Genomic DNA, 26,962 nt, shown 5'->3' with positions numbered 1-26,962 from the left:
AGTGCGCGGGCGGGGCGGCGGGCCGCGGGGCGCGCTCGGAGGCTCGCGAGCACCGCCTCGTTATACTCGCAGGGCTCTCACCGGTCAGCCGGTGCACCGGAAGAACGGATCCTCCCCGCCTCATGCGCTCCCTCGCCGTCGTCGTCCCCACCTACAACGAAGTCGCGAACATCGCGACGGCGCTGCCGCGGGTCGCGCTCGCGGCGTCCCGCAACCCCGACTTCCACGTGACCGTCGCCGTCATCGACGACAGCTCCCCCGACGGCACCGCGGACCGCGCGCGCGAGCTCGCGGCCGAGCTCGGATCGGACACCTTCGAGGTCCTCGTGCTCTCGCGCGAGAAGAAGGAGGGGCTCGGCGCGGCGTACATCTGGGCCTTCCAGCACCTCCTCGCGGCCGAGCGCCGCTACGACTACCTGCTGCAGATGGACGCCGACCTCTCGCACGACCCGGACTACATCGACGCCTTCCTCCGCGAGGTGCGCGCGGGCGCCGACTTCGTGGTCGCCTCCCGCTACATCGCGGGCGGGGGCACTCCCGACTGGACGCTCGACCGCAAGCTGCTGAGCGGTGGCGGCAACCTCTACACGCGCCTCTTCCTCGGCTCGAAGATCACCGACTGGACCGGCGGCTTCAACCTCTTCAGCGCGGACCTCCTGCGCACCCTCCACCTCGAGACGATCCGCGCAGCCGGCTACGGCTTCCAGATCGTGCTCAAGTACCGGGCGCTGCGCCGGGCCCGCGGAGTGAAGGAGATCCCGATCGTCTTCCTCGACCGCACGGTCGGCAACTCCAAGATCCCGAGCGACACCCTCCTGAAGAACCTCCTGCTCGTCCTGGCCATCCGGTTCGGCGGGAAGCACCGGTGACGGCGGGTCCGACGGGATCCCCTCGGACCCGGAGGGCCCTCCTCGAGCTCGCCGCCCTCGCCGTCGTCGTCAGCGGGACCCTGCTCGTGCTCGGATTCATGGTCGGCACGCCGTGGCGGCCGCTGCTCTTCCGCGACGGCGACTCGCTGGCGCTGCCGCTGATCCTGCAGTCCTTCGCCGAGGGCCGCCCGGCGGCGTGGGTGATGACGAGCCAGCTCTTCCTCTTCCCCGAGCTCCCCGTCTTCGGCGTCGCGTGGCTGCTGACCGGTGGCGATCCCGCGGCGGCGCTCGCGGTCAACGCCGTGCTCAACGTCGTCCTCCTCTACGGCGTGCTCCGGATGCTCGCGCGACGGCTCGTCGCGGACCGGCACCGCCGGCTGCGGCCCGCCGCCGCGCTCGCCGGCATCGCCGTGCTGCTGGTGCTCTGCCTGACGGAGGGCCGCGCGCTCAACAACGAGGGCGCCCTGGCGACCACCTTCCTCCTCACGACCTACTACTACGGCGCGGTGCTCACAGGCCTCGCCGGGCTCGCCGTCGCCCTGGGCGCGCTGCGCGAGCGCCGTCCGGCCGCGCGTCCGCTGCTCCTGGTCGGAGCGGCCGTCGCCGCGACGACCCTCTCCGATCCGCTCCTCCTCGTGCAGTTCGTCGGCCCCCTGCTGGTGGTCCTCGTCGTGCTGCTGGTGCTCGCTCTCGCTGCTCCCCGAGCGGTGCTGATCGTCGCGGGAACGGTCCTCGGGGCCGCCGCGCTCGGGGCCGCGCTGCGGGTCCCGCTCGGCTTCCTGATCGGGACCGACGCCGGCGGGTACCTCCGGCTGCCGCTCGCCGGGACGGCACTGGACGACCTGATCGTGCAGTTCCTGGTGCTGAAGGCGCCGCTGATCGGCAAGCTCGAGGTGGCGCTGCTGGGTCTGCTGCTGCTGGCGGCCCTCGCCGTCGTCGTGGCCGGTGCCGCCCGACTGGCGCGGGGAGCCGCCCTCGACGAGGCGGCCCGTGCGCGCTTCGCGGTGTGCGCGTTCCTGCCGGCGCAGACGGCGGTGCTCCTGGTGGTGCAGGTCTTCACCGGCAGCTCGGTCAGCCGCTACCTGATGCCGATCCCGGTGACCGCGACCGTGGTCGTGATCGCCCTGATCGGCGCCGCGGCGGCGCACCGGCGTGCTGCGGGCGCGCGGCTGGCGCCGGTCGTCCGCGTCGTCGCTCCGCTGGCTGCGGCAGGCCTCGTCGTGGCCGCCGTGCCGGCCACAACGGCGGTCGCCTCGGCGGCGGCCGAGGCGCGATCGGACCCGGACGCCGACTGCCTGGAGCGCTGGATCGACGGCCGCGAGCTCGCGGGCGTCGGCTCGTTCTGGTCCACGCGGCCGCTGGACCTCTACGGGCCGGCCTCGCTGCACGTCCAGCAGGTCAACTTCGACTTCACGGTGCAGCTGTGGATGAACAACCTGAGCGACTACCGCGACCGGCAGTACAGCTTCGTCCTGGCCGACCGCTCGCCCGACTGGGCGGGGCTCGCGCGCGGGACGCTCGGCGCTCCCTCCGATATCGTCGCCTGCGGGGGGTTCGACATCTACGACTACGCGGGCACCGACGGCGAGACCGAGCTGAACCGGATCGTCCAGACCAGCGTGGAGGAGCAGCGCCGTGAGCGCGGCTACTGACGTGCGCGGCCCGCGGACGGCGAGTCGGCGGCGCCGGACGCTCGTCGAGCTCGGATGGGCCCTCGTCGCCGCCCTCGTCTCGGTCGTCGCCGCCGTGCTCGCGCTCGGGATCGGGCCGCAGGACCTGACGGCCCGCTGGACCGTGGGCGGCGACGACCAGATCCTGCACTACACGCTCTTCACCAGCGCCACGCAGGCGTTCCCGTTCGACGGCAACGCAGCGCTCGGCTTCCCCGACGGGTTCAACGCCTTCTTCAGCGCGCAGTTCGACGTCGCCTCCGCCCTCGCCGTGTCGGTCCTGGCCCTCGTGGTGCGCGACGGGACGACGCTCCTGAACGTCTTCTACCTGGGCACGTTCGCGACGGTCGCCGTCACCGGCTACGTGTTCTTCCGCGCCCTCCGCACGCGGCCCTGGGTCGCGGCGTTCTCCGCGGTCCTGCTGTCGCTGCTGCCGTACCACTTCCTCCGGATCGGATTCGGCCACGCGTTCCTCGCCAACTACTGGGCGATCCCGCTCCTGGGCGTGATGGTGCTGATGGTCGCCGGACCGCGCACCGATCCTCTCCGAGCCTGGGCCGAGCGGGGCGCGACGCGGAGGAGCCGCGTACTGCGCTCCGTCGTCCCGGGAGTCGTGCTCGGGCTCCTGGTGGCGAGCACGGGCGGCTACTACTACGTCTTCGCGGTCCTGGTCCTCGGAGCGACCTGGGCGGTGAGCACGGCCGCCGGGCTCCTCTCCCGCGAGCGGCTGCGCGTGCTCGCGGTCTCGTCGGTGCCGATCCTCGCGCTCGGCGTGTTCGTCGGGCTCTCGCTGCTGCTGCTCTCGCTCGACTTCGGGGAGCGCTACAGCCCGTACTTCACGTCGCGGACCGTGGGGGAGTCGGAGGCCTACGCCGGCAAGCTCGTGCTGCTGGGCCTGCCCTGGTCGGGGACCGGGCTGCCGCAGGGGTACGGCCTGCTCAACACCTACGCGGGCCAGTCCGGCGTGGCGCCGACGACGGAGCCGCCCGGGTTCTCGATCCTCGCCAGCGTCGCGCTCCTGATCACGCTCGTGGCGCTCCCGATCTCCGCGCTCGGCGGCGGACGGGCGCTCCGTGCGACCGCGGTCGGCCGGTTCTTCTCGGACGCCCGCGTGCGCGTCCTCGCCGTGGCGACACTGGCCGCGCTCCTCTTCTACACGGTGACGGGCCTGGGCGTCGTGGTCTCGCTGGTGGCGGGGCCGACGATCCGTGCGTGGGCGCGGATGTCGATCGTCATCGCGGTCCTCGTCCTCGGCGTGCTCGCGCTCCTGCTCGATCGGATCACGGCCCGTGGCGGTGTCCGGATCCTCGTGGCGGCGCTGCTCGCCGCCGTCGCCGTCATCGATCAGCTGGCCGGAGTATCGGCCGCGGTGCCGATCGCTCCGACCGACGACTCCGAGATGCGCTCGTTCGTGTCGGAGGCCGACGCGCAGCTGGACGACGGCTGCGGAGTAGTGGAGCTCCCCCTGAAGAGCTTCCCCGACAGCGGGCGGATCGGAGCGCTCTCCGACTACGACGAGGCGCTGCCCTACCTCGCGACCGAGGAGGGACGCCTCCGCTGGAGCTACGGGGCGGTGGAGGGCACCTACGGCTGGGACGTCTGGGGCGACGTCGACGACCCCGCGGAGTTCGCCGACGCCGTGGCGGGCAGCGGCGCCTGCGCCGTCTACGTGGACACCGCCGGCTACACCGACGACCCCGACGGCTGGCGGGCCTACGTCGAGGCGGCGACGGGGGACGTCGAGCCCGAGGTCGCCTCCGTCTCCGGGCGCTGGCTGCTGTTCACGACCCGGCGCTGATCAGCGGTCGTCGAAGGCCAGCTCGAGCAGGCGCCGGGCGGTGCGGTCCCACCCCGGGATGGGCTCCGGTGCGAGTCGCCGGGGACGGCGCAGCGCCTCTCCGATCGCGGCCGACCACCCGGTGCGGTCCGCCGGGTCGATGAAGACGGCGGTGGACTCCCGCCCGGCGAGCGCGTCGCGGAGGCCGGGGATGTCTGCCGCGAGCACCGGAGTGCCGCAGGCGACGGCCTCGAGGGCGGGCAGGCCAAAGCCCTCGTGCCAGGAGGGCATGGCGACGGCGTCGGCCCCCGTGAGCAGGGCCGGCAGATCCTCGTCGGCGACGTAGGAGGAGGCGAAGCGCACGTCGGCTCCTGCGGCCACCGCGCGGGCGACGGCGGAGTGGACGTCCTCGTTGTCCCAGCCGTCCCCGCCCACCAGGAGCAGGGTGTGGTTCTCCGGCCGCTCGGCCTGCCGGTACGCGTCCACCAGGGTGACGAGGTTCTTGCGGCGCTCGATCGATCCGACGAAGAGCAGGTAGGACCCGAGCCCGTGCTGCGCGCGGACCCGCGACACCTCCTCCTCCCCACGGGCATGGAAGAGGTCGGCGTCGATCGTGGTCGGCAGCACGCGGACGCGCTCGAGAGCGACGCCCAGAGCGCTCTCGACCTCGGCTGCGGAGGACGGGGTGCCGGTCAGGACCAGATCGCTGCGCCGGATCCACCGGGGCACCGACCGCGACAGCAGCTCTCGGCGCTCGCGCGGAACGAGCTCGGGCATCACAGCGAAGCAGACGTCGTGCACGAAGGTGAGCGAGCGGGAGCGGGCGAGCGGCCAGCTCCGGAAGTTCGGGAAGAAGTAGGCGCCGCGGCCGAGCAGGAGGTCGATCCCCGGCGCGGGCACTCGGGTCAGTGCGCTCCACACCGGCCGGGGCAGCGGCACCGGTCGGACGCGCAGCGTACGGAAGCCGAAGCGCTCGATCGAGCCCGCCTCGCTCGCCGGCACGACGAGGAGCACCTCGACCTCTGCGGCGGTCGCGTCGGTGTCCAGCGCGTGCAGCAGGCCGAGCAGGACGCGGCCGACCCCGGTCAGGCGCGGCGCCGCGAGGGCGGTCGCGTCGACCAGGAGGCGGCGGCGCCGCGCGGTCACGGCCTGCTGAGGCGGACGGTGGAGTCGATGTCGACGACGCCGTCGTGCACGGAGGCCCGCTCGACCGTGAAGGTCGCGGCGACCGGGATCCGCATGGTCTCGCCCTGCGAGAAGGTGGCCGAGGAGGCGTGCACGGCGTAGTTGCCGGCGCCGAGGTGCAGGTCGGGGAGGGTGAACGTGACCGTCATCTCTCCGTCGACCGCGCTCAGCGGCGTGCCGATGCGCTCGGTGTTCGTCCCGAAGACGCGCTGGCCGAGGGGGGTGTCGATGCCCATACCGATGTTCCAGTCGTCGACCGGGCGGCTGGTGCGCACCGTGACGTCGAACTCGAGGGTCTCGCCGCTGCGGACGACCGTGCCGCCGTGCTCGATCGATCCGCCGCGCAGTCGGCAGCCCAGGATCTCGATGAGCTGGGGGGCGGGCTCGTCCGCGGCCTCGGCGGCCTCGGCCTCGCGCTCCTGGCGGGCGGCCCGCCGGTCCTCGAAGCTCTCGCGGAGGACCTGGAGTCCCTCGGAGGTCTCGCCGTCGAAGACGACGGTGCCCTTCTCGAGGACGATGGTGCGGTCGCAGAGCTCGCCGACCTGCTCGAGCGAGTGGGTGACCAGCACGATGGTCTTCCCCGCGCGCTGGAAGGCGCGGATGCGGTCCATGCACTTGCGCTGGAACGGCTCGTCGCCGACGGCGAGCACCTCGTCGACCAGCAGCAGGTCGGGATCGGTGTGGATCGCGATAGCGAAGGCGAGCCGCACGTACATGCCCGACGAGTAGAACTTGACCTGGGTGTCGATGAACTCGGCGATCTCGGAGAAGTCGACGATCGAGTCGAACTTGCTGTCCAGCTCGCTGCGCGAGAGTCCGAGGATCGCGCCGTTGAGGTAGACGTTCTCGCGCCCGGTGAGGTCGGGGTGGAAGCCCGCTCCGAGCTCGAGGAGCGCGGCGAGGCGTCCGCGGCGCTCCACGGTGCCGGTCGTCGGCTGCACGATGCCGCCGATGAGCTTGAGGAGCGTGCTCTTGCCCGATCCGTTCGCGCCGATGAGGCCGACGGTCGAGCCCAGTGGGATCTCGAGGTCGACGTCGCGGAGTGCCCAGAACTCGTCGCGGTGCTTGCGCCCGCGGCCGAAGTTGACGATCCGCTCCTTGAACGACTTGTCCTTGCGGATGACGAAGCGCTTGGAGGCGTTGCGCACCCGGACGACGGTCGGGGTGCCGGAGGAGGCGGGCACGGACTCCTGCTTGCTGGTGAGGGTCACGATCAGATCTCCTGGGCGAAGTTGCCCTCGAGGCGGCGGAAGATCCGGTGGCCGATCCACACGAACACCAGCCCGACGACGAGGACGATGAGAAGGCGCAGCTCCATGTCCGGCGGCCACACCTGGGGGGCGATCTCGTTGCCGTCGATGATGCTGACGCGCGAGCCGTCTCCCCAGATCGCGCGCTGGAAGGCGAGGATCGCGTTCGAGATCGGGTTGATCAGGTAGAGCTGCTCGGCCCAGCCGTGGCCCGCTCCGGTGGAGGCGGCGACGACGAAGTTCCACGCGTAGACGATGGGGGAGAGCCAGAAGAAGATCTGCAGCCCGACCTCGACGAGGAACTGGACGTCGCGGAGGTAGACGTTGAGGGCCGAGAGGGCCAGGGCCAGAGCGAGGCCGTACACGAGCACGATCGCCAGCGCGGGCACGATGTAGAGGAGCTGGACGCCGAAGATCAGCGAGCCCGTGAGGACGGCTCCCGCGATCAGGACGACGAACTGCACACCGAAGTTGAAGAGGGCCGAGCCGATGGCCGCCACCGGGAAGATCTCCCGCGGCAGGTACACCTTCTTGATCAGTCCGCCGTTGCCGAGGATCGACGTGGTGCCCGCGGTCACGATCTCGCTGAACAGGCCCCAGAGGGTGAGCCCCGAGAAGACGAAGATCGCGAAGTTCGGGACGCCGCGAGAGGCCCCGAGGATCTGGCCGATCGCCACGTAGTAGATGAGGAGCATGATCAGCGGCCGGACGAGGCTCCAGACGAAGCCCAGGCTGCTGTCCTTGTAGCGCGACTTCAGCTCGCGCCCCACGAGCAGGCGGAGCAGCTCGCGGTGCCGCAGGATCTCGGCGAGGGAGGCGACGAAGCCGCCCGAGCCGCCGCCGACGGCCGACGTGGTGCCGGCGATCTGGAACGGCTCGTCGGCGATCGCGCGCGCGCGATCCACAGCTTTGCTGGGCATGGAACTCCAAGCTCTCGGCCTCCGCCGGGCGACGGACCGCATCATTATACGTGCGGCCCACCCTGGAGCCCCCTGGCTGGCGTGCCGGTGCGCGGCGCATGGCGGGTAGTCTTGCTCCCGCTCGCCGACTGAACGACACGAACGAGGTGTTCGCCATGCCCACGCAGCCTTCCGACGTCCCCCTGGACCCGGCGCCGCAGAGCGCTGGGGACCCCGCCCCCGTCCTCGGCGGCACGGGCGAGGACGCTCCTCCCGCTCCCGACCCGAGCCTCGAGTCGGCCGTCGGCGACGCCGCTCCCGCCGCCGTCCCGGCCGAGCCCGCCCGCACGTCCGGGGCTCCCATCGAGCCCCGTCTCGCCGAGCCCGAGTCCCCGGACGAGGAGCTCGCCCGCCTGCGCGCGCAGGTCGACTCCCTTCTCAACGACCCCTTCGACGAGTGGGTCGAGCGGATCCAGGTGGGCGGAGTGACCGCCTCCGGCTTCGAGCGCACCCTCTCCTGGCGGGTGACGAAGCCGCTCCGCCTGGTGCGCACCTTCCAGATCCGCGTCGAGCAGCTCGGGCTGTCGGGCGCCGTCGGCCACAGCGCGCGCTTCGTGAAGCGCCGCCTGTCCGGTCGGGCGCGATGAGCGACCGGTCGCAGGTCTCGGCCGCCGGCTCGGCCGCCGCGCGCGCCCACCGCACGGAGGCGATGCTGCAGCGCCTGGAGCAGATCGGCGCGCTCCTCTTCGACGAGGAGCGCCGCGCCTCGCTGCGCACCCGCGGGCCCGGCCCGTACCTCGACGAGGTGGCCCGAGAGATCCGCTCGCGCCAGGACGACGAGCTGACCTGGGTCGCGCTGGTGTCGTTCACGGCCGCGTACCCGACGAGCGAGCTGTTCGACTGGTTCCGCCGCGCCCTCGAGCTCGCCCCCGAGGAGGCGGCGCTGCGCATCTTCCTCGAGGCCGGCTCCCGCACCGCGACCGGGTTCGCCGATCTGGACGCCCGCGTCGAGGTCGTCACCGGGGCCGTCCTGATCGACGTCGACTTCCCCGCCCGCCACGGGCACAACACCGGCGTCCAGCGGGTCGTGCGCCAGACCGTGTCCCGCTGGGACGCCGAGCACGAGATCGTCCCGGTCGCCTGGGTCCACGGATCGATGTCCTTCCGGCGGCTGAGCGCGATCGAGCACGAGCGCGTCGTCGACTGGTCCTCCGCCGGGCGGCGCGACTGGGAGCACGGCGATCCGGAGCGCATCGAGTTCGTCGTGCCCTACCGCAGCGTCGTCGTCATCCCCTCGGTGCCCGACTACAACCAGTGCGGGCCGCTCGCGGCCCTCGCCGAGTACTCCGGCAACGAGGTCGTCGTCCTCGGCCACGACGCGATCCCCGTCGTCAGCGCCGACACGGTGCCGCCGGAGGAGACGGTGCGCTTCGTCAACTTCCTCTCCGTGGTCAAGCACGCCGAGCGCGTCGCCACGGTGAGCGCCGCGGCCGCGCTGGAGTTCGAGGGCTTCGTGCGAGCGCTCCCCGCTCAGGGCCTCACCGGCCCGACCGTCGTCCCGGTCCCGCTGCCCGTGGAGCTCCCGGACGGCCTGCGCTCCGAGGGCCGGAGCGCGTCCGGCCTGCCGCTCGTGCTCTGCGTCGGCAGCCAGGAGCCCCGCAAGAACCACCTCGCGGTGCTGCACGCCGCCGAGGTCCTCTGGCGCGAGGGCCTGCGCTTCCGCGTCCGCTTCATCGGCGGGGCCAACCCGTGGGCGCACCAGGTCTTCGATCCCCGCGTGCGCGAGCTGGTCGCCGCCGGACGCCCGGTCGAGGTGCTCCGCGGAGCCGACGACGACGTCCTGATCGCGAGCTACCGGGAGGCGCTGTTCCTGGCGTTCCCGTCGCTGCACGAGGGGTACGGCCTGCCGGTCGCCGAGGCGCTGTCGATCGGGCTCCCCGTGCTGACCTCGCGCTACGGCAGCACGGCGCAGATCGCCGAGCACGGCGGATGCGTCCTGATCGACCCGGAGTCCGACGAGGAGATCACCGACGGCATGCGCCGCCTGCTGACGTCGCCGGAGCTTGTCGACGAGCTCCGCCTCGAGGCGGCCGAGCGGCCCGAGCGCACCTGGGACGACTACGCCCGGGAGCTGTGGGCCGCCCTGATCGGCCCCTCGGCCCTCATCGAGCACGAGGAGGCGCCCCGTGCGCTCTAAGCAGTACCTGGTCGACCGTCTCGCCACCCTGGTGCGCACCCTGGCCCCCTCCGTGGAGCCGCTGGGCAGCGTCGACGCCCTCACCGGACAGCTGAGCGTTCTGCTGCCCGCCCCCACCGACCGCGAGGTCTGGCTGGTGCTCGCCGTCCTCCGCGGCACGCTCCCGCGCCGGGAGGACGTCGTCGACGGCCGCCGCCGGGCCCGGCTGGACGGCACCGCCGGTCTGCTCACCCACGCCGCGTCCACCATCGCCTCGAACCGGGTCTTCGCCCGCTTCCACCACCCCGAGGTCGAGGTGGTCGTCGGCGCGGTCGTCGTCGACGTGCACCACACCGCGCGCACGGGGCTGGCCACGGGCATCCAGCGCGTGGTGCGCCAGAGCCTCGTCCGATGGACGCGCGACCACGAGATCCTGCTCGCCGGCTGGGACTCGACCCACGAGTCGCTCGTCATGCTCACCCCGGAGCAGAGCCGGAACGCCGTCTCGGGCGACGTGCCCGACGCCGCCGAGGACCGCTCCCGCGTGATCGTCCCGTGGCAGGGCACCTACCTCCTGCCCGAGCTCGCCGTGGAGGACGAGCGGACGTCGCGCGTCTCCGCTCTGGCCGAGTTCAGCGGCAACCGCACGGGCACCATCGGCTTCGACTGCGTGCCGGTCACCACCGCCGAGACGGCGAGCACCGGCATCAGCGCCGCCTTCTCGCGCACGCTCGTCGCCGTGTCGCACATGGACCGCATCGCGACCATCTCCGAGGCGGCCGCGACCGAGTACTCCGGCTGGCGCCACATGCTCGGCAGCGTCGGGATGCAGGGGCCGGACATCCGGCCGATCCTGCTGCCCTCGCAGCCGGAGAGGGTCTCGGACGAGGAGCTGGCCACCGCCGCGCGCTCGCTGGTGACCGGTGACCTCCCGCTCGTCGTCTGCGTCGGCAGCCACGAGCCGCGGAAGAACCACCTGGCGGTGCTCCAGGCCGCCGAGCTGCTCTGGCGCCGGGGCGTGCGCTTCAGCCTGGTCTTCATCGGCGGCAACGCCTGGAGCAGCGCCGAGTTCGAGTACCGACTCGAGGTCCTCGAGGGCCAGGGCCGTCCGGTCCGCTCGCTCTCCAAGATCACCGACGCGCTGCTCTGGAGCGCTTACCGCCTGGCCCGGTGCACCGTGTTCCCCTCGATCAACGAGGGCTACGGTCTCCCGATCGTGGAGTCGATCTCGGTCGGCACCCCGGTCGTGACCTCCGGATTCGGCAGCATGCACGAGGTCTCCGCCTCGGGCGGCGCACTGTTCGTCGATCCGCACGACGACCACGACATCGCCGCGGCCCTCGAGCGGCTGCTGACCGACGACGAGCTGCACGCGCGGCTCTCGGCGGAGGCGCTCGCGATCGACGGCGGCACCTGGGACGAGTACGCCGCCCGCGTCTGGTCGTACCTCGTCGAGGGCGAGGGCGTCGACGAGCGGGCCCGGGCCGAGCAGTCGGACGCGACCGCCTAGGCGTCCTCGATCCACCGCGTGCAGAAGGCCCCCGCTCCAGGAGCGGGGGCCTTCTGCACGCGGTGCGCGCGGCTCAGCGGGAGCGGCGCGCCAGCTCGAGGTCGTTCTCGACCATGCGGGCGACGATCTCCTCGAAGCCGACGGTCGGCGCCCAGCCGAGCACCTCGCGGGCCCGGGAGGCGTCCCCGCGCATCTCGGGGGCGTCCACGGGGCGCGCGAACCGCGGGTCGATCGTGACCCGCTGCTCCCAGTCGTCGATGCCGGCCGCGGTGAAGGCGGCACGGACGAAGTCGCGGACCGAGTGCGCGACTCCGGTCGCCACGACGTAGTCGCCCGCCTCCTCGGCACGCGAGGCGCGCACGAGGGCGTCCACGTAGTCGGGGGCCCAGCCCCAGTCGCGGCGCGCGTCGAGATTGCCGAGCGAGAGCTCCGACTCGGCGCCCGTCGCGATCGCCGCGACTCCGGCGGTGATCTTGCGGGTGACGAAGCCGAGCGGCCGACGCGGCGACTCGTGGTTGTAGAGGATGCCGGACGAGGCGTGGAGCCCTCGGCCGCGGTAGACCGCGACGAGGTGGTGCGCGAACGCCTTCGCGGCTCCGTAAGGGGAGACGGGGCGGATCGGGGTCCGCTCGGTCTGCGGGTTCTCGGTCGCGGCCCCGAAGATCTCGGAGGAGGAGGCCTGGACGAAGCGGACCTCCCGGCCCGCCGACTCCTGGAGCGCCAGCGAGGCCTCCAGGAGCGCGGCGACCGCGGTGCCGGTCACCTCGGCCGTGAGCACGGGCTCCTTCCACGAGAGCGCGACGGAGGAGAGGCCGGCGAGGTGGAAGACCGTGTCCGGCTGCGCCTCCGCGACGATACGGCCGAGGCCGGAGGCGTCGCGGAGATCGCCCTCGAAGGCGCGGACGGCGGCGGGAAGAGCGGCGTCGTCGGTCCCGCGCACGAGCGCGGAGACCTCCCAGCCGTCGGCGAGCAGGCGCTCGACGAGGTAGCCCCCGTCCTGACCGCTCGCTCCGGTGACGAGAGCGGCAGGCATGACTACTTGATCAGCGCGGACTGCTCGGCGAGGTCGTTCTCGACCATCATCGCCACGAGCTCGGGGAACGAGACCTTCGGCTCCCAGCCGAGGACGTCGCGCGCCTTCGCCGGGTCGCCGATCAGCAGGTCCACCTCGGCGGGACGCATGAACGCGGGGTTCTGGGTCACGTACGGGGACCAGTCCTCGATGCCGACGTGGTTGAAGGCGATGTCGAGGTACTCGCGGATCTCGTGGGTCTCGCCGGTCGCGACCACGTAGTCGTCGCCCTCGGGCTGCTGCAGCATGCGCCACATCGCGTCGACGTAGTCGCCGGCGAAGCCCCAGTCGCGCTTCGCGTCGAGGTTGCCGAGCTCCAGCGTCTCCTGGAGGCCGAGCTTGATGCGGGCGACCGCGAGGCTGATCTTGCGGGTGACGAACTCCGGGCCGCGGCGGGGCGACTCGTGGTTGAAGAGGATGCCGGAGGAGGCGTGCATGCCGTACGACTCGCGGTAGTTGATGGTCATGTAGTGGCCGAAGACCTTGGCCACTCCGTAGGGCGAGCGCGGCCAGAGCAGCGTCTCCTCGCTCTGCGGGACCTGCTGGACCTTGCCGAACATCTCGGAGGAGGAGGCCTGGTAGAACTTCACGCGCGACATGTCGGAGCCGGCGTAGAGGCGGGTCGCCTCGAGGATGTTGAGGACGCCCTTGCCGGTCACGTCGGTGGTGAGCGACGCGTTCTCCCACGAGTAGGCGACGAATGAGATCGCACCGAGGTTGTAGACCTCGTCGGGCTGGGCGGCGGCGAGCACGCGCACCAGGCTCGACACGTCGGTCAGGTCGCCGGTGAGCAGGGTCACCTCGGGCACGGTGCGGCGGACCAGCTCGTACTTGGGGTTGTTCTGCCCGCGGACGAGCCCGAAGACCTCGTAGCCCTTCGAGAGGAGGAGCTCGGCGAGGTAGAGGCCGTCCTGGCCGGTGATTCCGGTGATCAAAGCGCGGGGCACGTGGTGGTCCAATTCGTCGGGGTCGATGACAGCGGGACACATACTACCCACGGGCACGGCCGGTCGCCGGGAGCGGTGCGGCCCGCCGGTATCCTGGCCGGGCTTCGGACCGATTGGACGCCATGCCGGAACTCCGCCCCGTCACGCTCGCCGTGCTCACCGTCGACCCGGGCGGGATGGGCGGCGGCGAGACCTACGCGCGCGCGCTCACGCGCCTCCTGGCGCCGCGGCCGGGGGAGGAGGGACCCGCCGTGCAGGTGCTCGTCCCGGAGAACGCCCGCGGCTTCAGCGAGGGCGTGCCCGAGGTCGTGGCCGAGGGGGTCGTCAGCGGGGCGGGCCACCGCCGCCGGGCCGTGGGGATGCTCCAGGCGCTCCTGCGCACGCCGCGCCTGCGCCGGCGCCTCGGCCGGGACGCGGTGCTCTACTTCCCGTTCACGGTCCCGCTCCCGTGGCCGTCGCGGCGGCAGGGGCACGTGCAGATGCTATTCGACCTGCAGCACCGCGACCTCCCGCACCTCTTCCCCCGCGTCGAGCGCGTCTTCCGCCGGCTCGCCTACGAGGCGACCGCTCGCCGCGCCGACGCGGTCATCACCATCAGCGCCTTCACCAAGGGGCGGATCGTCGAGCTGCTGGGCATCCCGGAGGAGCGGATCCACGTGTCGCATCTCGGCGTGGACACCCGGCGCTTCGTCGCGAATCTGGGCACACGCGAGGACTTCGTCTTCTACCCGGCGCGCGCCTGGCCGCACAAGAACCACGCCCGCCTGTTCGAGGCGGTGCGCCTCCTGCGGGAGCAGGGGCACGCCCTCCGGCTCGTGCTGACCGGAGGGGATCTGGACCGCCTCGGCCCGCTGCCGGACTTCGTCGAGTGGCGCGGCCACGTCACTCCGGAGGAGCTCGCCGACCTCTACCGCCGAGCCGCGGTGCTGGCGTTCCCGAGCCTCTACGAGGGCTTCGGCCTCCCTCCCATCGAGGCGATGGCGTCGGGATGCCCGGTCGCCGCGTCCGACGCGGGCTCGCTCCCGGAGATCTGCGGGGACGCCGCGGTCTACGTCGATCCGCTCGAGCCGCGCTCGATCGCGGACGGGATCCTCGAGGCGATCGAGCGGACCGGCGAGCTCGGCCCGCTCGGCGTCGAGCGTGCCCGGTCCTTCAGCTGGGAGCGCTGCCGGGAGGAGCACCTCGCCGTGCTCCGCCAGGTGGCGCGGCGGCGCGGGCGCTGAGGAGTCCGGTCAGTCCCGCGGGTGCAGGAGCCGACGCCAGCTCAGTCCCTGGGCCGCGCGCATCGCGCAGAGCACCACGAGCAGCCAGCCGGCGTCGAGCAGGATCGAGCTCTCGGCCAGCGCGGTGACCATCAGCACGGTCAGCACCAGCACCGGCCAGACGTGCACGACCGCCTTGCGCTCGGAGGCGATCAGCCAGGAGCGCCAGAGCGCGAGGCCGATCAGCACGACGAAGAGGACCACCCCGACCGCGCCGACCTGCAGGGCCACGTCGAAGAGCGCGTTGAGGCTCGACGAGTGCGGGCGGCCCGAGAGGTAGTCGATGGCGGTGAAGGGGTAGAGGTCGGGCCGCCAGTAGCCCACCCAGCCCCAGCCGACGATCGGAGCGAGGTCCGTGAAGCGCCAGACCTGCTGCCAGAGCCGCAGCCGGAACTCGAACTCGCTGCCCGCGTTCAGCAGCTCGATCACCCGGTAGCGCAGGAGCCACACGGTGAGGGAGGCCGCGGCGGCGACGCCGAGCACCGTGAGCTGCCGCCGACGGCGGTGGGTGCCGTCGCCGTGGCGCACCCAGCGCAGAGCGAGGGCGACGACGACGGCCACGGCGAGCACGCCCGCGCTCACGGCGGAGCGCGTGAAGAGGAGGGTGACCGCGGCGAGGGCGATCGAGGCGACGGCCGGCCCGCGGGCGACGGAGCGGGTCATCAGCTCCACCGAGAACGTCACGATCGCCAGCAGGCAGACCAGCCCGAGCTGGTTGCGCGTGCCGACGAGTCCCTGGATCGGCCCGCCGACCGCGAGCAGGCCCTCCACGCCGAGGAAGCGCAGCGGCTGGTCGATCAGCACCCCCGAGAGCACCTCCACGGCCAGCGAGGCGATCAGCACGACCCGCAGCACGTCGCCGACCGAGCGGATGATCTGGATGATGTCGCGCGTGAGGCCGATCGCGATCGCCAGGAACGCCAGGGCGAACTGGTAGACGACGCTCGAGACCGTGGCCCAGGTGTAGTCGCTCCACAGCACGCTGAGCGCGATCCAGCCGAGGAACACCAGGATGCTCGTGGGCAGCAGGCCCTCCCAGTCGAGCCGCCCGCGCCGCAGGACGAGCATGACCGCGGCGAGGGCGGTGAGCGTGGCGACGGCGGCGATGTAGCCGGGCCAGCCGAGGAGTCCGCGGACCGCCGGAGCGCAGAGGACGGTGACGAGAGTGGTCTGCGCGAGGGCCGCCGCGAACTGCGGGGACGCCGTCGCGTCGGCGACGGAGGCGGGGAGCGAGGGGCGGCGGGGCCTCATCGCCTCGGGGAGGCGTCGGCGTGGGGGAGCGGGGTCGCGGCGAGGACCTCGGGCGTCTCGCTCGCCGGCCGCTTGGTCTGCACCGCGAAGAGGACGAGGAGCAGCCAGCCTCCCTCGATCAGGATCCGGCTCTCGAACAGCGACTGCGCCAGGAGGGCGACCACGATCAGCAGCGGAGCGAGGCTGACGGCCGTGTAGGGGAGGGTCGAGGTCGCGTCGCGCCGCGGGCGGTCGACCGCGCGGAACCAGGAGCGCCACAGCGTCGAGACGGCGAGCGCCGCGAAGAGGACGAGGCCGACCGCTCCGAGCTGGAGGGCGACGTCGAGCCAGGCGTCGTGGGCCTGCAGGTAGAGCACGCCCTTGCGCTCGGCGAGGGTGTCGAACGGGGCGACCCAGGGAGCCCAGTAGCTGACCCAGCCCCAGCCGAGGACCGGGCGCTGCAGCGTGAGCGCGATCACCGAGTCCCAGATGTCGAGGCGGCCCGTGGCGTCCTCGCTCTTGCCGAGCAGGCCGAGGAGGGCGCCCCAGCCCGCGGCGCCTCCGGCGACGGCGGCCACCGCCAGCCCCGCGGCGGTCAGGTAGACGGGACGGCGGCGGGACTCGCCCCTCCGGCGAGCCCAGAGCGCGAACGCGGCCGCGAGGACGACGGCGACGAGGCAGAGCAGGACGGTGGCCGAGCGGGTGAGCAGGAGGGTCGCGACGAACAGGGCGACCCAGACCGCTCCCCAGCGGCGCCGGACCGAGTGGGCCGCCAGCTCGATCGCGATCACGATCAGGCCGAGCAGGGCGAGGAAGCCGAGGAGGTTGCGGTTGCCGACGATCCCCTGGACGGGCTCGCCGGTGAAGAGGGCTGCCTGCGACCAGTAGAAGGCGTCGGGCGTCGGTCCGTCGGCGGGAGGCTCGACGCCGAACGGCAGGACGGGCTGCCGCACGACGACCGCGATCACGAGCTCGAAGAGGAGCGAGAGGCCGACGGAGAGGCGCAGGGCCCGTCCGAGAGCCGTGAGCAGCTCCCGGCTGCTCAGCGTGACGGCGAGGACGACGCCGCCGAGCGTCGTCGCGAGCTGCGCCGTGACTCCGATCGCGCTCGCTCCCGGATAGGCGGACCACAGCAGCGAGAGCACCGCGAGCCCGAGGAAGAGGACCAGCGACTTCGGCGTGCGGGCCCAGCGCAGGCGGGGGCGGGCGCGGACGAGCACGGCGATCGAGGCGCCCAGGAGCACCGCGACGACGACGCCCCAGCCCCACCATCCGGCGAGGTTCCGCAGCGACTGGCCGGCCAGCAGCACGGCCAGCACCGCCACCGCGAGCGCTCGGGGAGCGGCGGGGGCGGCGCGTCGGATCATGGCGACCAGTCTAGGGAGCGGGGGCGGCGCGGCGGCGTGCCGGGCGCGCCGCCGCACCCTCCCCGGCCGGGGAGGCTCAGACGAACGCAGCGGTGCCGGTGATCGAGCGGCCGACGATCAGCGTGTTCATCTCGCGGGTGCCCTCGTAGGAGTAAAGGGCCTCCGCGTCGGCGAAGAAGCGGGCGACGCCGTAGTCGAGGACGATGCCGTTGCCGCCCATCACCTCGCGGCACCAGGCGACGGTCTCGCGCATCCGGGCCGTCGCGTAGGCCTTCGCGAGGGCGGAGTGCTCGTCACGCTGCTCGCCGGCGTCGAGCATCTCGGACACGCGGGTCGCCAGGGCGATGCTGGCCGTGATGTTGCCGATGCTCTTGACCAGGAGGTCCTGCACCAGCTGGTGCCCGACGAGCGGCTTGCCGAACTGCACGCGCTCCTTCGCGTAGCGCAGCGCCGCGTCGTAAGCGCCGATCGAGACGCCGATGGCCTGCCAGGCGACCTCGGCGCGGGTGAGCCGGAGCACCTTCGCGGTGTCGCGGAACGAGTTCGCGCCCTGCAGGCGCAGCGACTCCGGGACGCGGACGCCCTCGAGCACGATGTCGGCGTTCTGCACCGTGCGCAGGCTCTGCTTGCGCGCGATGGCGGTGGCGCGGTAGCCCGGTGTCGAGGTGGGGACGAGGAAGCCCTTCACCTGGCCGTCCTCCGCGTCCTTCGCCCAGATCACGGTCACGTCGCTGAAGGTCGCGTTGCCGATCCAGCGCTTCTCGCCGTCGAGGATCCAGTCGTCGCCGTCCCGGCGGGCGGTGGTGCGCAGGCCCTGGGCGGAGTCGGAGCCGGAGTGCGGCTCGGTGAGGCCGAAGGCGCCGACGACCTCGCCCGAGGCGAGCTTCGGCAGCCACTCGGCGCGCTGCTCGTCGGAGCCGGCGACGCCGACCGTGCCCATCACCAGGCCGTTCTGCACGCCGACGTAGGTCGCGATGCCCGCGTCCACCCGGCCCAGCTCGAGCGCCACCCAGCCGCGGAACACGGCGGAGTTCTCTATCGCGCGGGTCTCGGGCCAGGAGAGGCCGATGACGCCGGTGGCGTGGATCCCGGGGATCAGCTGCCGCGGGAACTCCGCGCGCTCCCAGTACTCGTCGGCGATCGGCCGCACCTGCTCCTCGAGGAACGCGCGGACGCCGACCAGCAGCTCCTTCTCGGCGGGCGTGAGCGCCGCCTCGAACCCGTAGAAGTCGGCCCCCAGGGTCTCGAAGGTCGTGCTGTCCATGCTCTGTGCTCCCTCGCTCGTCGGATGCGGCACGGCTACCGCTCCGACGGCGACAGTGCTGCGACTCCCAGCGTACGAAGCGCGCCTGCGAGTGCCGCGTCCGCTGGCGGAGAGCACCAACAGGCGGGCCCTCCTCCCGGGCCCGCGTTGTGGATCCTGCTAGCGTCGCAGCGGAGCGGCCCCGGCGCGACCGGCTGAGCGGCTCGGACCCACCCCTCGGACGGAAGGCCAGCGCTCCCGTGTTCATCCCGATCGGCAACACCCCCCGCGACTACGCCTGGGGCTCGCTCACCGGCATCTCGGAGGCCCTCGGCACCGCGCCCTCCGGCGCCCCTGAGGCCGAGCTCTGGCTCGGCGCGCACCCGGGCTCGCCCGCGCGCATCCTCGACCCCGCCTCGGTCGGCGCCGGCACGCTCGCCGAGTGGATCGCCGATCACCCCGAGGCGGCGCTCGCCGGAGTGGAGGGGTCGGTCGATCCGGTCTCGGGCGCTCCCCGTCTGCCGTTCCTGCTCAAGATCCTCGCGGCGGGCGGGCCGCTGTCGCTCCAGGCCCACCCCTCGTCCGAGCGGGCCCGGCGCCGGTTCGTCGAGGAGGAGGAGGCCGGCATCCTCCGCGACGCCGCCGATCGCAACTACAAGGACCCGTTCCACAAGCCCGAGCTGATCTACGCGCTCAGCGAGAGCTTCGACGCGCTCTGCGGCTTCCGCGAGCCGGCGGACGCCCGGGCGCTGCTCGCCGAGCTGGCCGGGCGCGCCCCGGCGGAGGAGGCGGCCGCGATCGCGCGGTTCGCCCGGACGCTCGAGGGCGAGCCCTCGGAGGTCCTCCGCGGCGCCGTGTCGTGGCTGCTCGCCGACGGCGACCGCGCCGAGGTCGCCGCGCTGGTGTCCGCGGTCGTCGCGGCGTCCGCGGGCGACGACCGCCTCGAGACGACCACGGTCCGGGACCTGGCCGAGAGCTACCCGGGCGACCCCGGCATCGTGCTCTCGCTCCTGCTCAACCGCGTCCGCCTCGCCCGTGGCGAGGTGCTCTACCTCCCCGCCGGCAACATCCACGCCTACCTCGCGGGCACGGGCGTGGAGCTGATGGCCGCCTCCGACAACGTGCTGCGCGGGGGCCTCACGCCCAAGCACATCGACGTGCCCGAGCTGGTGAGCGTGCTCGAGTTCTCGCCGCTGCCCGTGCCCTACCTCCCGGCCGAGCAGGCCGGACCGGGCGTGCGCGCCTACCGTCCGGACGTCCCCGACTTCGTGCTCGCCGTCGTGGAGCCGGAGTCGGAGACGCCGGCCCGCGTCGCCCTGCACGGACCCGCCATCGCGATCGCGACCGAGGGCTCGTTCTCGCTCGAGGGCGCCGAGGGCTCGGTCCGCGTCGAGCGCGGCGGCAGCGTGTTCGTGACCCCGTCGGAGGGCACTCTCGCCGTCACCGGACGGGGCACGCTCTTCGTCGCGACGGTCTGATCCCTCCAGCGATCCCGGTGCCGGCCGCTCAGGCGGCGAACGTGCGGCGGTAGGCCGCCGGCGTGGTCCGCAGGACGCGCGTGAAGTGGTGGCGCATCACCGCGGCCGTGCCGAAGCCGACCCGCGCGGCGACCGCCTCGAGGGTCAGCTCCGTCTCCTCCAGCAGCACCTGCGCCCGGAGGAGGCGCTGGCGGGTGAGCCAGGCGAGCGGAGTCGTGCCGAGGTCGGCCCGGAAGCGGCGCGCGAAGGTGCGGGGGGCCATCACGGCGCGACGGGCCAGCGCCTCGATCGAGAGGTCCTCGTCGAGGTGCTCCAGCATCCACTCGGTGACCTCGGCCAGCGAGTCCGCGCGCGCCTCGGGAACGGGGGTCCGCAGGTACTGCGCCTGCCCGCCGTGGCGCTGCGGGGGCACGACCATCCGCCGGGCGACGACGCTCGCCGCCGTCGCGCCCAGCTCCTCGCGCACCACGTGCAGCGCCGCGTCGATGCCGGCCGCGGTGCCCGCGCTCGTCACGATGCGCCCCTCCTGCACGTAGAGGACCTCGGGGTCCACCGTGACGGAGGGGAAGCGCCGGGCGAGCTCGGCGGCGTGCATCCAGTGGGTGGTCGCGCGCCGGCCGTCGAGCAGGCCCGCCTGCGCCAGGGTGAAGGCCCCGCTGCAGACGCTGAGGATCCACGCGCCGCGCTCGTGAGCCTCGCGGAGGAGGTCGAGCACCTGCTCGTCGGCGGGCCCGCGGCCGTGGGCGGGGACGGCGATCAGGTCCGCGTCCCGGGCCGCGTGGAGACCATCGGCGATCAGCAGGTCGAATCCGAGGCTCGTGCGGACGGGGCCCGGATCGGGAGTGGCGATCCGGAAGTCGAGGGCGGGACCTCCGTCGGCGCCGCGGTCGATCCCGAACACCTCGCAGACGACCCCGAACTCGAACGGCGCGAGGCCGGGCAGGGCGAGGAGGGCGACGGAGCGGAGCACGACGGCAGGATATCGCCACCCGTCGTCATCCGGCCGATCCGCGCCGTCGATCCCCGCCGCTAGGGTGTCTTCCGGCGCGCGCAGTCGCGGGCCCGCACCGAGGAGGATCCACATGGCATGGCTGGTCACCGGGGGAGCCGGGTACATCGGGGCGCACGTGGTGCGCGCGTTCTCGGAGCAGGGCATCGACCCCGTCGTCCTCGACGACCTCTCCTCGGGGCACGCGTCGTTCGTGCCCGAGGGCGTCCCGTTCCACCAGGGCTCGATCCTCGACGAGGCCCTGCTCGACCGCGTGCTCGCCGAGCACGACATCGAGGGCGTCGTCCACGTCGCCGGGTTCAAGTACGCCGGAGTCTCGGTGCAGCGCCCCCTGCACACGTACGAGCAGAACGTCACCGGCACCATGCGCGTGCTGGCGGCGATGGAGCGCGCCGGGGTCTCCTCGATCGTCTTCTCCTCGAGCGCTGCCGTCTACGGCGCGGTCGACGTCGAGATCGTCACCGAGGACACCCCCAAGAGCCCGGAGTCGCCCTACGGCGAGTCGAAGCTGATCGGCGAGTGGCTGCTCGCGGACGCGGGGCGGGCGCACGGCGTCCGGCACGCCTCCCTGCGCTACTTCAACGTCGTCGGGTCCGGCTACCCGGACGTCTACGACACCAGCCCCCACAACCTCTTCCCCCTCGTCTTCGAGGCTCTGCTGGACGGCCGCACGCCCCGGATCAACGGCGACGACTACCCGACGCCGGACGGCACCTGCGTCCGCGACTACATCCACGTCGCCGACCTGGCGCTCGCGCACGTCGCCGCGGCGCGCCGCCTGGCCACGAGCGAGCCGATCGACCCGGTCTACAACCTGGGCAGCGGATCCGGGGCCTCCGTCGGGGAGATCATGCGCGCGATCGCCGACAGCACCGGCATCGCCTTCACGCCCGAGGTCGCCCCGCGGCGGCCGGGCGACCCGCCCCGCATCGTCGCCTCCGGTGAGACGGCGGCCCGCGACCTGGGCTGGGAGATGCGGCACACCGTCGCCGAGATGGTGGAGAGCGCATGGCGCGCACGGAGCGCCGCGACGGCCTGATCGGATCTCACGTTCGCGACACGCCGGTGTGTCGTGAACCCTCCACGGCGGGTTGAGGGTTTATGGTCCGCGACTTGACCTGAGCGAATGACACCGCTGTAATTACCTAGGCAGCGGCTCCGGGAGGAGCGGCCGCCGATCATCGGTTCGCAGGCGGGGTAGGAGACGGCATGACGCTTCCGGAACAGCACTCCGGAGTCCCTGAGGACTGGTTCGTCGATCCGGTCCGTCTGGGCGTGCCCGGGGTCCGACCCGGTATCGACACCGCGACCGAGGCGCCGGGGGGCGCGCTCTCCTGGCAGGTCGACTCGCTGTGCGCGCAGACCGACCCCGAGGCCTTCTTCCCCGAGAAGGGCGGCTCGACCCGCGACGCCAAGAAGATCTGCACCTCGTGCGAGGTCCGGGCGCAGTGCCTCGAGTACGCGCTCGAGAACGACGAGCGCTTCGGCATCTGGGGCGGCCTCTCCGAGCGCGAGCGCCGGAAGCTGCGCCGCCGGGCCTAGTCCCCTCCTCGCCGCGACCCGACCGACGGGGCGGCGAGCCGCAGGCGGGCGGCGCGGCGGCATCGCTTAGGGTGGTCCGCGATGTATCCACGAGTCACCGCCGTCCTCGTCGCGCGCAACGGCGCGGCCTATCTGGAACGAACCCTCGCGGCCCTGCGGGCGCAGACCCGTCAGCCCGACGCGACGGTGTTCGTCGACGGAGGCTCGAAGGACACGACCGACGAGCTCCTCGCGTCCTGGGGTCCGACGCAGCTCGTGCAGGTCGCCGAGCACCTCCCCTTCGGCCAGGCCGTGGCCCGCGCTGTCCGCGTGATGCAGCCGCCGGCCGGAGAGGACGAGTGGCTGTGGCTGCTCGCGCAGGACTCCGCCCCCGAGCCCGGCGCCCTCGCGGCGCTGCTGGGAGCCGTCGAGGTCGCCCCCTCCGTCGCGGTCGCCGGCCCCAAGATCATGGACTGGACGCGCTCCGGCTACATCCGCAGCTACGGCGAGTCGATCACCAAGCACGGCACGACCGTCCACCTCGTCGAGGACGAGCTCGACCAGGGCCAGCACGACTCCACGCCCGACGTCCTGGCCGTCGCCGCCGGCGGCATGCTCGTGCGCCACTCCCTCTGGGAGGAGCTCGGCGGATTCGACCCCGGCCTGCCGGTCGTCGACGACGCGCTCGACTTCTCGATCCGCACCCGGCTCGCCGGACACCGGGTCAGCCGCGTGCCGGACGCCCGCGTCACCACCGCCCGCATCGGGCTGCAGCGCCCCGACGGCCGCCGCATCGACAGCGGCGAGCGGCGCCGGGCGCGCCAGCACCGCACCGCGCAGCTGCACCGCCGGCTCGCCTACGCGCCCGTCGCGCTCCTCCTCCTGCACTGGCTCTCGCTCGTCCCCCTGGCGATCGGCCGCGCGGTCGTGCGCCTGCTGCGCAAGCAGCCCGGGCTGGTCGGAGGGGAGCTGCTGGCGGCCCTCGTCGTCGCCTTCGGGGGGACGAAGGTGCTGCGGGCCCGCACCGTTCTCCGCTCGTCGAAGAACGTGGGCTGGAAGGCGATCGCGCCGCTGCGCATCCCGCTGGACGTGGTGCGGCAGCTGCGCTCGGTGCGCCACGACGCCGTGCGCGTGCAGGCCGGGCGGGACCGTCATCCGCTGCACTTCTTCCAGGGCGGGGGAGTGTGGGTCGTCCTCGTCGCCGCGCTCGCCGGCCTGGTGATCTACACGCCGCTCCTCGCTGCTCCCGCGCTCAGCGGCGGTGGTCTGCTGACGCTCTCGCCGACCGTCGGCGAGCTGTGGCGCAACGCGGCCTACGGCTGGCGCGACCTCGGCTCGGGGTTCATCGGCGCGGCGGACCCGTTCGCCTCCGTCCTCGCCGTGCTCGGCTCGCTGACCTTCTGGTCGCCCAGCTACTCGATGGTGCTGCTCTACCTCGTCGCGCTCCCCGCTGCCGCCCTCGGCGCCTGGCTGATGATCGCCCGGCTCACCCCGCGCGCGACCGCCCGCGCCGCCGGAGCCCTCGTCTACATCCTCGCTCCCGCCTTCTTCGCCGCGCAGGCCGACGGGCGCCCCGCCCCGCTGCTGGTGCACGTGCTGCTGCCCTGGCTCTTCTTCGCCGGGTTCGGCGCGTACCGCTCCTGGTCCGCCTCCGCGAGCGCCTCGATCCTGGCCGCGGCCGTCGTGGCGTGCGCGCCGGTGCTGGCCGTGCCGCTCCTGGTGATCTGGCTCGTCGTCGTCGCCACCTCGGGGCGGCGGATCGGCCGCTTCCTCGGCCTGCCGATCCCCGCGGCCGTCCTGCTCTTCCCGCTGGTGGTCGCCCGCGCACCGCGGGGCGACTGGCTCGGCGTCCTCGCGGATCCGGGCGTCCCGCTGCCCTCCGCGCAGTCGGACCTCGTCGCGCTGCTCGCCGGCTTCCCGGCCGGTCTGCCCGACGGATGGCTCGCGTTCCTCGGCGGTCTGGGGATCGGCGCCTCCGCCGCCCCGCTGGTCACGGCCGTGCTCGTCGTGCCGCTGATCGTCGCGGCGCTGGCCGCCCTCCTCCTCCCGAACAACCTCTCGGCCCTCGGCGGAGTCGGCGTGGCGGCGGCGGGTCTCGTGACCGCCTCGCTCGCCCAGGGCGTGCAGGTCGCGACCACCGGCTCCGAGGCGGTCTCCGTCTGGAGCGGCACCGGTCTCAGCCTCTACTGGCTCGGCCTGGTGATCGGCGCGTCGCTCTCGCTCGCCGCCGTGCGCTCCGTGCGCGTGGTGCCGGCGCTCGTCGTCACGGCCGCGGCGGCAGCACTGGTCGGTCCGCTCGCGGTGGCCTTCCCGACCGGCGCCGGCACGTCGGTGTCGACCACGTCGGACCGCTCGCTCCCCGCCTACGTGGCGGCCGAGGCCCGGAACGACCCGCGGGTGGGCACGATCGTGCTCGTCCCGCAGGCGGACGGCGGCGTCCTCGCCCGGCTGGAGCGCGGAGCGGGCGCGACCCTCGACCAGCAGTCGACCCTCGCGAACACCGGCGCCGAGAGCACGGACGCGATCGACGAGCTGGCGGGCAACCTCGTCTCGCGGACGGGCTACGACGTCCCCTCCGCGCTCGAGAGCCTCGGCGTGCGCTTCGTCGTGCTGACCGAGCCGGCCGGCACCCAGGTCGGCGACGCGGCCGCCGCCGTGCGCGCGCGGGCGGCCGTCTCCCTCGACGGCAACGCGGCGTTCTCGGCCGTCGGCGACACCCGCTACGGGCTCCTCTGGACGGCCGTCGACACCGAGGGGACCCGCACCGAGGCCGCTCCGTCCGGCGTGGTCGGGCCCTTCGGGATCGCCTACACGATCGCCCTCCTCCTCGTCTTCGTCGTCGCCCTCCTGCTGGCGGTGCCCACCGGGCTCTCGCTCGAGCGGGGCCGCTCCAGCGGCGCGGTCGCCGGGATCGACGACGAGCCGGGCGAGGCCACCGGCCAGTTCGACGACGGGAACGACGATGTCTGACCCCGCCGACCAGGAGAAGCAGATGCCCGAGTCCTCCGCCCGCCGCTCCCGCGCGGAGCGCCGCGCCGATCGCGCCGCGGCCTCAACGCCCGATCGCGCACCCTCGGCCGCCCGTCGGCGCCGGACGGCCCTGCGCGGTGCGGTGGGCGCGGCCGGAGTCGTGATCGCCGCGGCCGCCGTGGTCGTGCCCCAGCTCCTCCCGTCCCCCCTGGTCTCGAGCGCCGCGGAGGGCGTCGTCGTGACGCCCGTCGCGGCCGACAGCTCGCTGGTCTGCGGCGGCGATCTGATCGACGCCGGAGAGCCGGAGCAGCTGCGTGCCCTCGACGGCGCGGCGACCGCGGTCCGGCCCGAGGGCTCCACCTCGGACCCCACGGTCCTCGACGAGGACGACGTCGCCGCACCGGGCACCGGCATCACCGGTCTGAGCGTGCCCGCGGGCTCCGACCCCGCTCCCGGCGGAGCCACCGTCCAGGGCATCGGCACGGACACCCTCTCCGGACTGTCGGCCCGCGCCTGCGCCGAGCCCTCGGCCGACAGCTGGCTCGTGGCCGGCTCGACCGACGTCGGGCGCACCTCCGTGCTGATCCTGGCGAACCCGAGCGAGGTCGCCTCCACCGTCGACCTCACGCTCTTCTCCGAGACCGGCACCGTCCAGGCCACCGGCGCCACGGGCATCGTCGTTCCGGCCGGAGCGGTCCGCGCGCTCCCGCTCGCGGGGCTCGCCCCCGGGGTCGTCCAGCCCGTCGTGCACGTGACCGCCCGGGGCGGCGAGGTCGCCGCGAGCATGCAGAGCAGCGCCATCTCCGGCCTCACCCCGGAGGGCGTCGAGACCACCGGCCCCTCCGCCGGCCCGGACACGCTCGCCGTGATCGCCGGCTTCACCGTCACGTCGCCTCCGGCCGAGACCGCGAGCGACGACGGCAGCGGCGGCGCGGGCAGCCCCGTGCTGCGCATCCTCACCCCCGGCGACGCCGACAGCACGGTCTCGGTCGAGGTCACCAACGAGGACCCGAGCGGGTCGGGCGCCTCCACCCAGGTCGTCGTCCCCGCCGGCCTCGTCGGCGAGGTCCCGCTCACGGGCCTGGCGGACGGCTCCTACCGCATCGTCCTGCGGGCCGATCAGCCGATCGTCGCGGCGGGGCGGACGACCTCGACCGGCTCGGCCGGCACGGACTTCGCCTGGTTCGCCTCCGGCACCGCGACCACGACGCCCTTCGGCGTCGCCGGCACGAGCGAGGGCGACGCGCGGCTGCACCTGGTCAACGGCAGCGACTCGACCGCCTCGGTGGAGATCGAGGCCCCGGGCGGCACCCGCACGCTCGAGCTCGGCCCGTTCGCGGCTCTCGCGACCCCGCTGGACGGCGACGGCGCGGTCGTCAGCAGCACCCAGCCGGTGCAGGCCTCGGTCTCGATCGCGCGCGACGGGCGGATCGCCTCGTACACGATCGTCCCGCCGGGACCGCTCTCCTCGCCGATCACGGTCTACTCGCACTGAGACGCGGGGCGGCGGCGCCTCGGCCGTGCCGA

At 73.4% G+C, this 26,962-nt stretch carries 21 protein-coding genes; 12 read left to right on the top strand and 9 right to left on the bottom strand.

Annotated features, from left to right (window positions below; translation table 11 throughout):
• Positions 1-122 precede the first annotated feature (122 nt).
• The 3 genes from C5C29_RS01485 to C5C29_RS01475 are packed head-to-tail and all read left to right on the top strand — an operon-like array spanning position 123 to position 4,337.
• Positions 123-869: a polyprenol monophosphomannose synthase gene (locus C5C29_RS01485; RefSeq protein WP_104223157.1), complete on the top strand. Its 747-nt coding sequence runs from the start codon at positions 123-125 to the stop codon at positions 867-869.
• Positions 866-2,521, top strand: a complete 1,656-nt coding sequence (locus C5C29_RS01480) for a hypothetical protein (protein ID WP_104223156.1) — start codon at positions 866-868, stop codon at positions 2,519-2,521. The genes C5C29_RS01485 and C5C29_RS01480 overlap by 4 nt, the downstream gene beginning before the upstream one ends.
• On the top strand, positions 2,505-4,337 hold the full coding sequence (locus C5C29_RS01475; RefSeq protein WP_146082230.1) for a hypothetical protein: 1,833 nt from the start codon (positions 2,505-2,507) through the stop codon (positions 4,335-4,337). The genes C5C29_RS01480 and C5C29_RS01475 overlap by 17 nt, the downstream gene beginning before the upstream one ends.
• Here the strand turns inward: C5C29_RS01475 and C5C29_RS01470 are convergent, their stop codons facing one another.
• From C5C29_RS01470 to C5C29_RS01460, 3 genes are read right to left on the bottom strand one after another with little or no spacing between them, the layout of a single operon-like run.
• On the bottom strand, positions 4,338-5,462 hold the full coding sequence (locus C5C29_RS01470; RefSeq protein WP_104223154.1) for a glycosyltransferase family 1 protein: 1,125 nt from the start codon (positions 5,460-5,462) through the stop codon (positions 4,338-4,340). It abuts the gene before it with no gap.
• A complete protein-coding gene (locus C5C29_RS01465) occupies positions 5,459-6,712 on the bottom strand; it encodes an ABC transporter ATP-binding protein (protein ID WP_244229465.1) in 1,254 nt (417 codons plus the stop codon). Before C5C29_RS01465 ends, C5C29_RS01470 begins: the two co-directional genes overlap by 4 nt.
• A 2-nt stretch (positions 6,713-6,714) precedes the next feature.
• Positions 6,715-7,671, bottom strand: a complete 957-nt coding sequence (locus tag C5C29_RS01460) for an ABC transporter permease (protein WP_104223153.1) — start codon at positions 7,669-7,671, stop codon at positions 6,715-6,717.
• A gap of 155 nt (positions 7,672-7,826) precedes the next feature.
• Between C5C29_RS01460 and C5C29_RS01455 the strand changes: the two genes are divergently transcribed.
• From C5C29_RS01455 to C5C29_RS01445, 3 genes are read left to right on the top strand one after another with little or no spacing between them, the layout of a single operon-like run.
• On the top strand, positions 7,827-8,297 hold the full coding sequence (locus C5C29_RS01455; protein WP_104223152.1) for a hypothetical protein: 471 nt from the start codon (positions 7,827-7,829) through the stop codon (positions 8,295-8,297).
• Positions 8,294-9,847: a glycosyltransferase gene (locus C5C29_RS01450; RefSeq protein WP_104223151.1), complete on the top strand. Its 1,554-nt coding sequence runs from the start codon at positions 8,294-8,296 to the stop codon at positions 9,845-9,847. The genes C5C29_RS01455 and C5C29_RS01450 overlap by 4 nt, the downstream gene beginning before the upstream one ends.
• The gene (locus tag C5C29_RS01445) at positions 9,837-11,336 is read left to right on the top strand and encodes a glycosyltransferase family 1 protein (protein ID WP_104223150.1); all 1,500 of its coding nucleotides are present in this window, start codon (positions 9,837-9,839) and stop codon (positions 11,334-11,336) included. Before C5C29_RS01450 ends, C5C29_RS01445 begins: the two co-directional genes overlap by 11 nt.
• Before the next feature lie 73 nt (positions 11,337-11,409).
• Here the strand turns inward: C5C29_RS01445 and C5C29_RS01440 are convergent, their stop codons facing one another.
• On the bottom strand, positions 11,410-12,369 hold the full coding sequence (locus C5C29_RS01440) for a GDP-mannose 4,6-dehydratase (protein ID WP_104223149.1): 960 nt from the start codon (positions 12,367-12,369) through the stop codon (positions 11,410-11,412).
• A gap of 2 nt (positions 12,370-12,371) precedes the next feature.
• Entirely contained in the window at positions 12,372-13,355 is a 984-nt protein-coding gene (locus C5C29_RS01435; RefSeq protein WP_181074919.1) for a GDP-mannose 4,6-dehydratase, read from the bottom strand.
• Between the two features lie 122 nt (positions 13,356-13,477).
• Between C5C29_RS01435 and C5C29_RS01430 the strand changes: the two genes are divergently transcribed.
• Positions 13,478-14,578, top strand: a complete 1,101-nt coding sequence (locus C5C29_RS01430; RefSeq protein ID WP_104223147.1) for a glycosyltransferase family 1 protein — start codon at positions 13,478-13,480, stop codon at positions 14,576-14,578.
• A gap of 9 nt (positions 14,579-14,587) precedes the next feature.
• On the opposite strand, the gene C5C29_RS01425 is transcribed toward C5C29_RS01430, so the two are convergent.
• The 3 genes from C5C29_RS01425 to C5C29_RS01415 all read right to left on the bottom strand — a co-directional run bounded on the left by C5C29_RS01425 (position 14,588) and on the right by C5C29_RS01415 (position 18,478).
• Positions 14,588-15,868, bottom strand: coding sequence for an O-antigen ligase (locus C5C29_RS01425; RefSeq protein ID WP_104249499.1), 1,281 nt, complete (start codon positions 15,866-15,868; stop codon positions 14,588-14,590).
• A complete protein-coding gene (locus C5C29_RS01420) occupies positions 15,865-17,214 on the bottom strand; it encodes an O-antigen ligase (RefSeq protein ID WP_104224150.1) in 1,350 nt (449 codons plus the stop codon). The genes C5C29_RS01425 and C5C29_RS01420 overlap by 4 nt, the downstream gene beginning before the upstream one ends.
• A 76-nt stretch (positions 17,215-17,290) precedes the next feature.
• Positions 17,291-18,478 carry an acyl-CoA dehydrogenase family protein gene (locus C5C29_RS01415; RefSeq protein WP_104224149.1) on the bottom strand — a complete coding sequence of 396 codons (1,188 nt, stop codon included), beginning with the start codon at positions 18,476-18,478 and terminating at the stop codon, positions 17,291-17,293.
• Between the two features lie 239 nt (positions 18,479-18,717).
• On the opposite strand from C5C29_RS01415, the gene manA reads away from it, so the two are divergent.
• Positions 18,718-19,935, top strand: coding sequence for a mannose-6-phosphate isomerase, class I (manA, locus tag C5C29_RS01410; protein WP_104224148.1), 1,218 nt, complete (start codon positions 18,718-18,720; stop codon positions 19,933-19,935).
• A gap of 28 nt (positions 19,936-19,963) precedes the next feature.
• On the opposite strand, the gene C5C29_RS01405 is transcribed toward manA, so the two are convergent.
• Positions 19,964-20,905, bottom strand: a complete 942-nt coding sequence (locus tag C5C29_RS01405) for a GlxA family transcriptional regulator (RefSeq protein ID WP_104224147.1) — start codon at positions 20,903-20,905, stop codon at positions 19,964-19,966.
• 112 nt (positions 20,906-21,017) lie between these two features.
• Here C5C29_RS01405 and galE point away from each other — a divergent pair, with 112 nt between their 5' ends.
• The 4 genes from galE to C5C29_RS01385 all read left to right on the top strand — a co-directional run bounded on the left by galE (position 21,018) and on the right by C5C29_RS01385 (position 26,930).
• Positions 21,018-21,983 carry a UDP-glucose 4-epimerase GalE gene (gene galE, locus C5C29_RS01400; protein ID WP_104224146.1) on the top strand — a complete coding sequence of 322 codons (966 nt, stop codon included), beginning with the start codon at positions 21,018-21,020 and terminating at the stop codon, positions 21,981-21,983.
• A 170-nt stretch (positions 21,984-22,153) separates the two neighbouring features.
• Positions 22,154-22,486, top strand: a complete 333-nt coding sequence (locus C5C29_RS01395; protein ID WP_104224145.1) for a WhiB family transcriptional regulator — start codon at positions 22,154-22,156, stop codon at positions 22,484-22,486.
• A gap of 81 nt (positions 22,487-22,567) precedes the next feature.
• On the top strand, positions 22,568-25,435 hold the full coding sequence (locus C5C29_RS01390) for a glycosyltransferase family 2 protein (protein WP_104224144.1): 2,868 nt from the start codon (positions 22,568-22,570) through the stop codon (positions 25,433-25,435).
• Positions 25,428-26,930, top strand: a complete 1,503-nt coding sequence (locus C5C29_RS01385; protein WP_146082261.1) for a DUF5719 family protein — start codon at positions 25,428-25,430, stop codon at positions 26,928-26,930. The genes C5C29_RS01390 and C5C29_RS01385 overlap by 8 nt, the downstream gene beginning before the upstream one ends.
• Positions 26,931-26,962 lie beyond the last annotated feature (32 nt).

The sequence above is a fragment of the Rathayibacter sp. AY1H2 genome (assembly GCF_002931985.1).
GTDB lineage: Bacteria > Actinomycetota > Actinomycetes > Actinomycetales > Microbacteriaceae > Rathayibacter.
This window is presented reverse-complemented; position numbering and strand designations above follow the sequence as displayed.

Excerpts from the sequence above, each read along its gene's own strand:
- C5C29_RS01485 (WP_104223157.1), top strand. The coding sequence starts at position 123 with ATGCGCTCCCTCGCCGTCGTCGTCCCCACCTACAACGAAGTCGCGAAC.
- C5C29_RS01460 (WP_104223153.1), bottom strand. The coding sequence starts at position 7,671 with ATGCCCAGCAAAGCTGTGGATCGCGCGCGCGCGATCGCCGACGAGCCG.
- C5C29_RS01455 (WP_104223152.1), top strand. The coding sequence starts at position 7,827 with ATGCCCACGCAGCCTTCCGACGTCCCCCTGGACCCGGCGCCGCAGAGC.
- C5C29_RS01450 (WP_104223151.1), top strand. The coding sequence starts at position 8,294 with ATGAGCGACCGGTCGCAGGTCTCGGCCGCCGGCTCGGCCGCCGCGCGC.
- C5C29_RS01440 (WP_104223149.1), bottom strand. The coding sequence starts at position 12,369 with ATGCCTGCCGCTCTCGTCACCGGAGCGAGCGGTCAGGACGGGGGCTAC.
- C5C29_RS01430 (WP_104223147.1), top strand. The coding sequence starts at position 13,478 with ATGCCGGAACTCCGCCCCGTCACGCTCGCCGTGCTCACCGTCGACCCG.
- C5C29_RS01425 (WP_104249499.1), bottom strand. The coding sequence starts at position 15,868 with ATGAGGCCCCGCCGCCCCTCGCTCCCCGCCTCCGTCGCCGACGCGACG.
- C5C29_RS01420 (WP_104224150.1), bottom strand. The coding sequence starts at position 17,214 with ATGATCCGACGCGCCGCCCCCGCCGCTCCCCGAGCGCTCGCGGTGGCG.
- C5C29_RS01415 (WP_104224149.1), bottom strand. The coding sequence starts at position 18,478 with ATGGACAGCACGACCTTCGAGACCCTGGGGGCCGACTTCTACGGGTTC.
- galE (WP_104224146.1), top strand. The coding sequence starts at position 21,018 with ATGGCATGGCTGGTCACCGGGGGAGCCGGGTACATCGGGGCGCACGTG.
- C5C29_RS01395 (WP_104224145.1), top strand. The coding sequence starts at position 22,154 with ATGACGCTTCCGGAACAGCACTCCGGAGTCCCTGAGGACTGGTTCGTC.
- C5C29_RS01390 (WP_104224144.1), top strand. The coding sequence starts at position 22,568 with ATGTATCCACGAGTCACCGCCGTCCTCGTCGCGCGCAACGGCGCGGCC.
- C5C29_RS01385 (WP_146082261.1), top strand. The coding sequence starts at position 25,428 with ATGTCTGACCCCGCCGACCAGGAGAAGCAGATGCCCGAGTCCTCCGCC.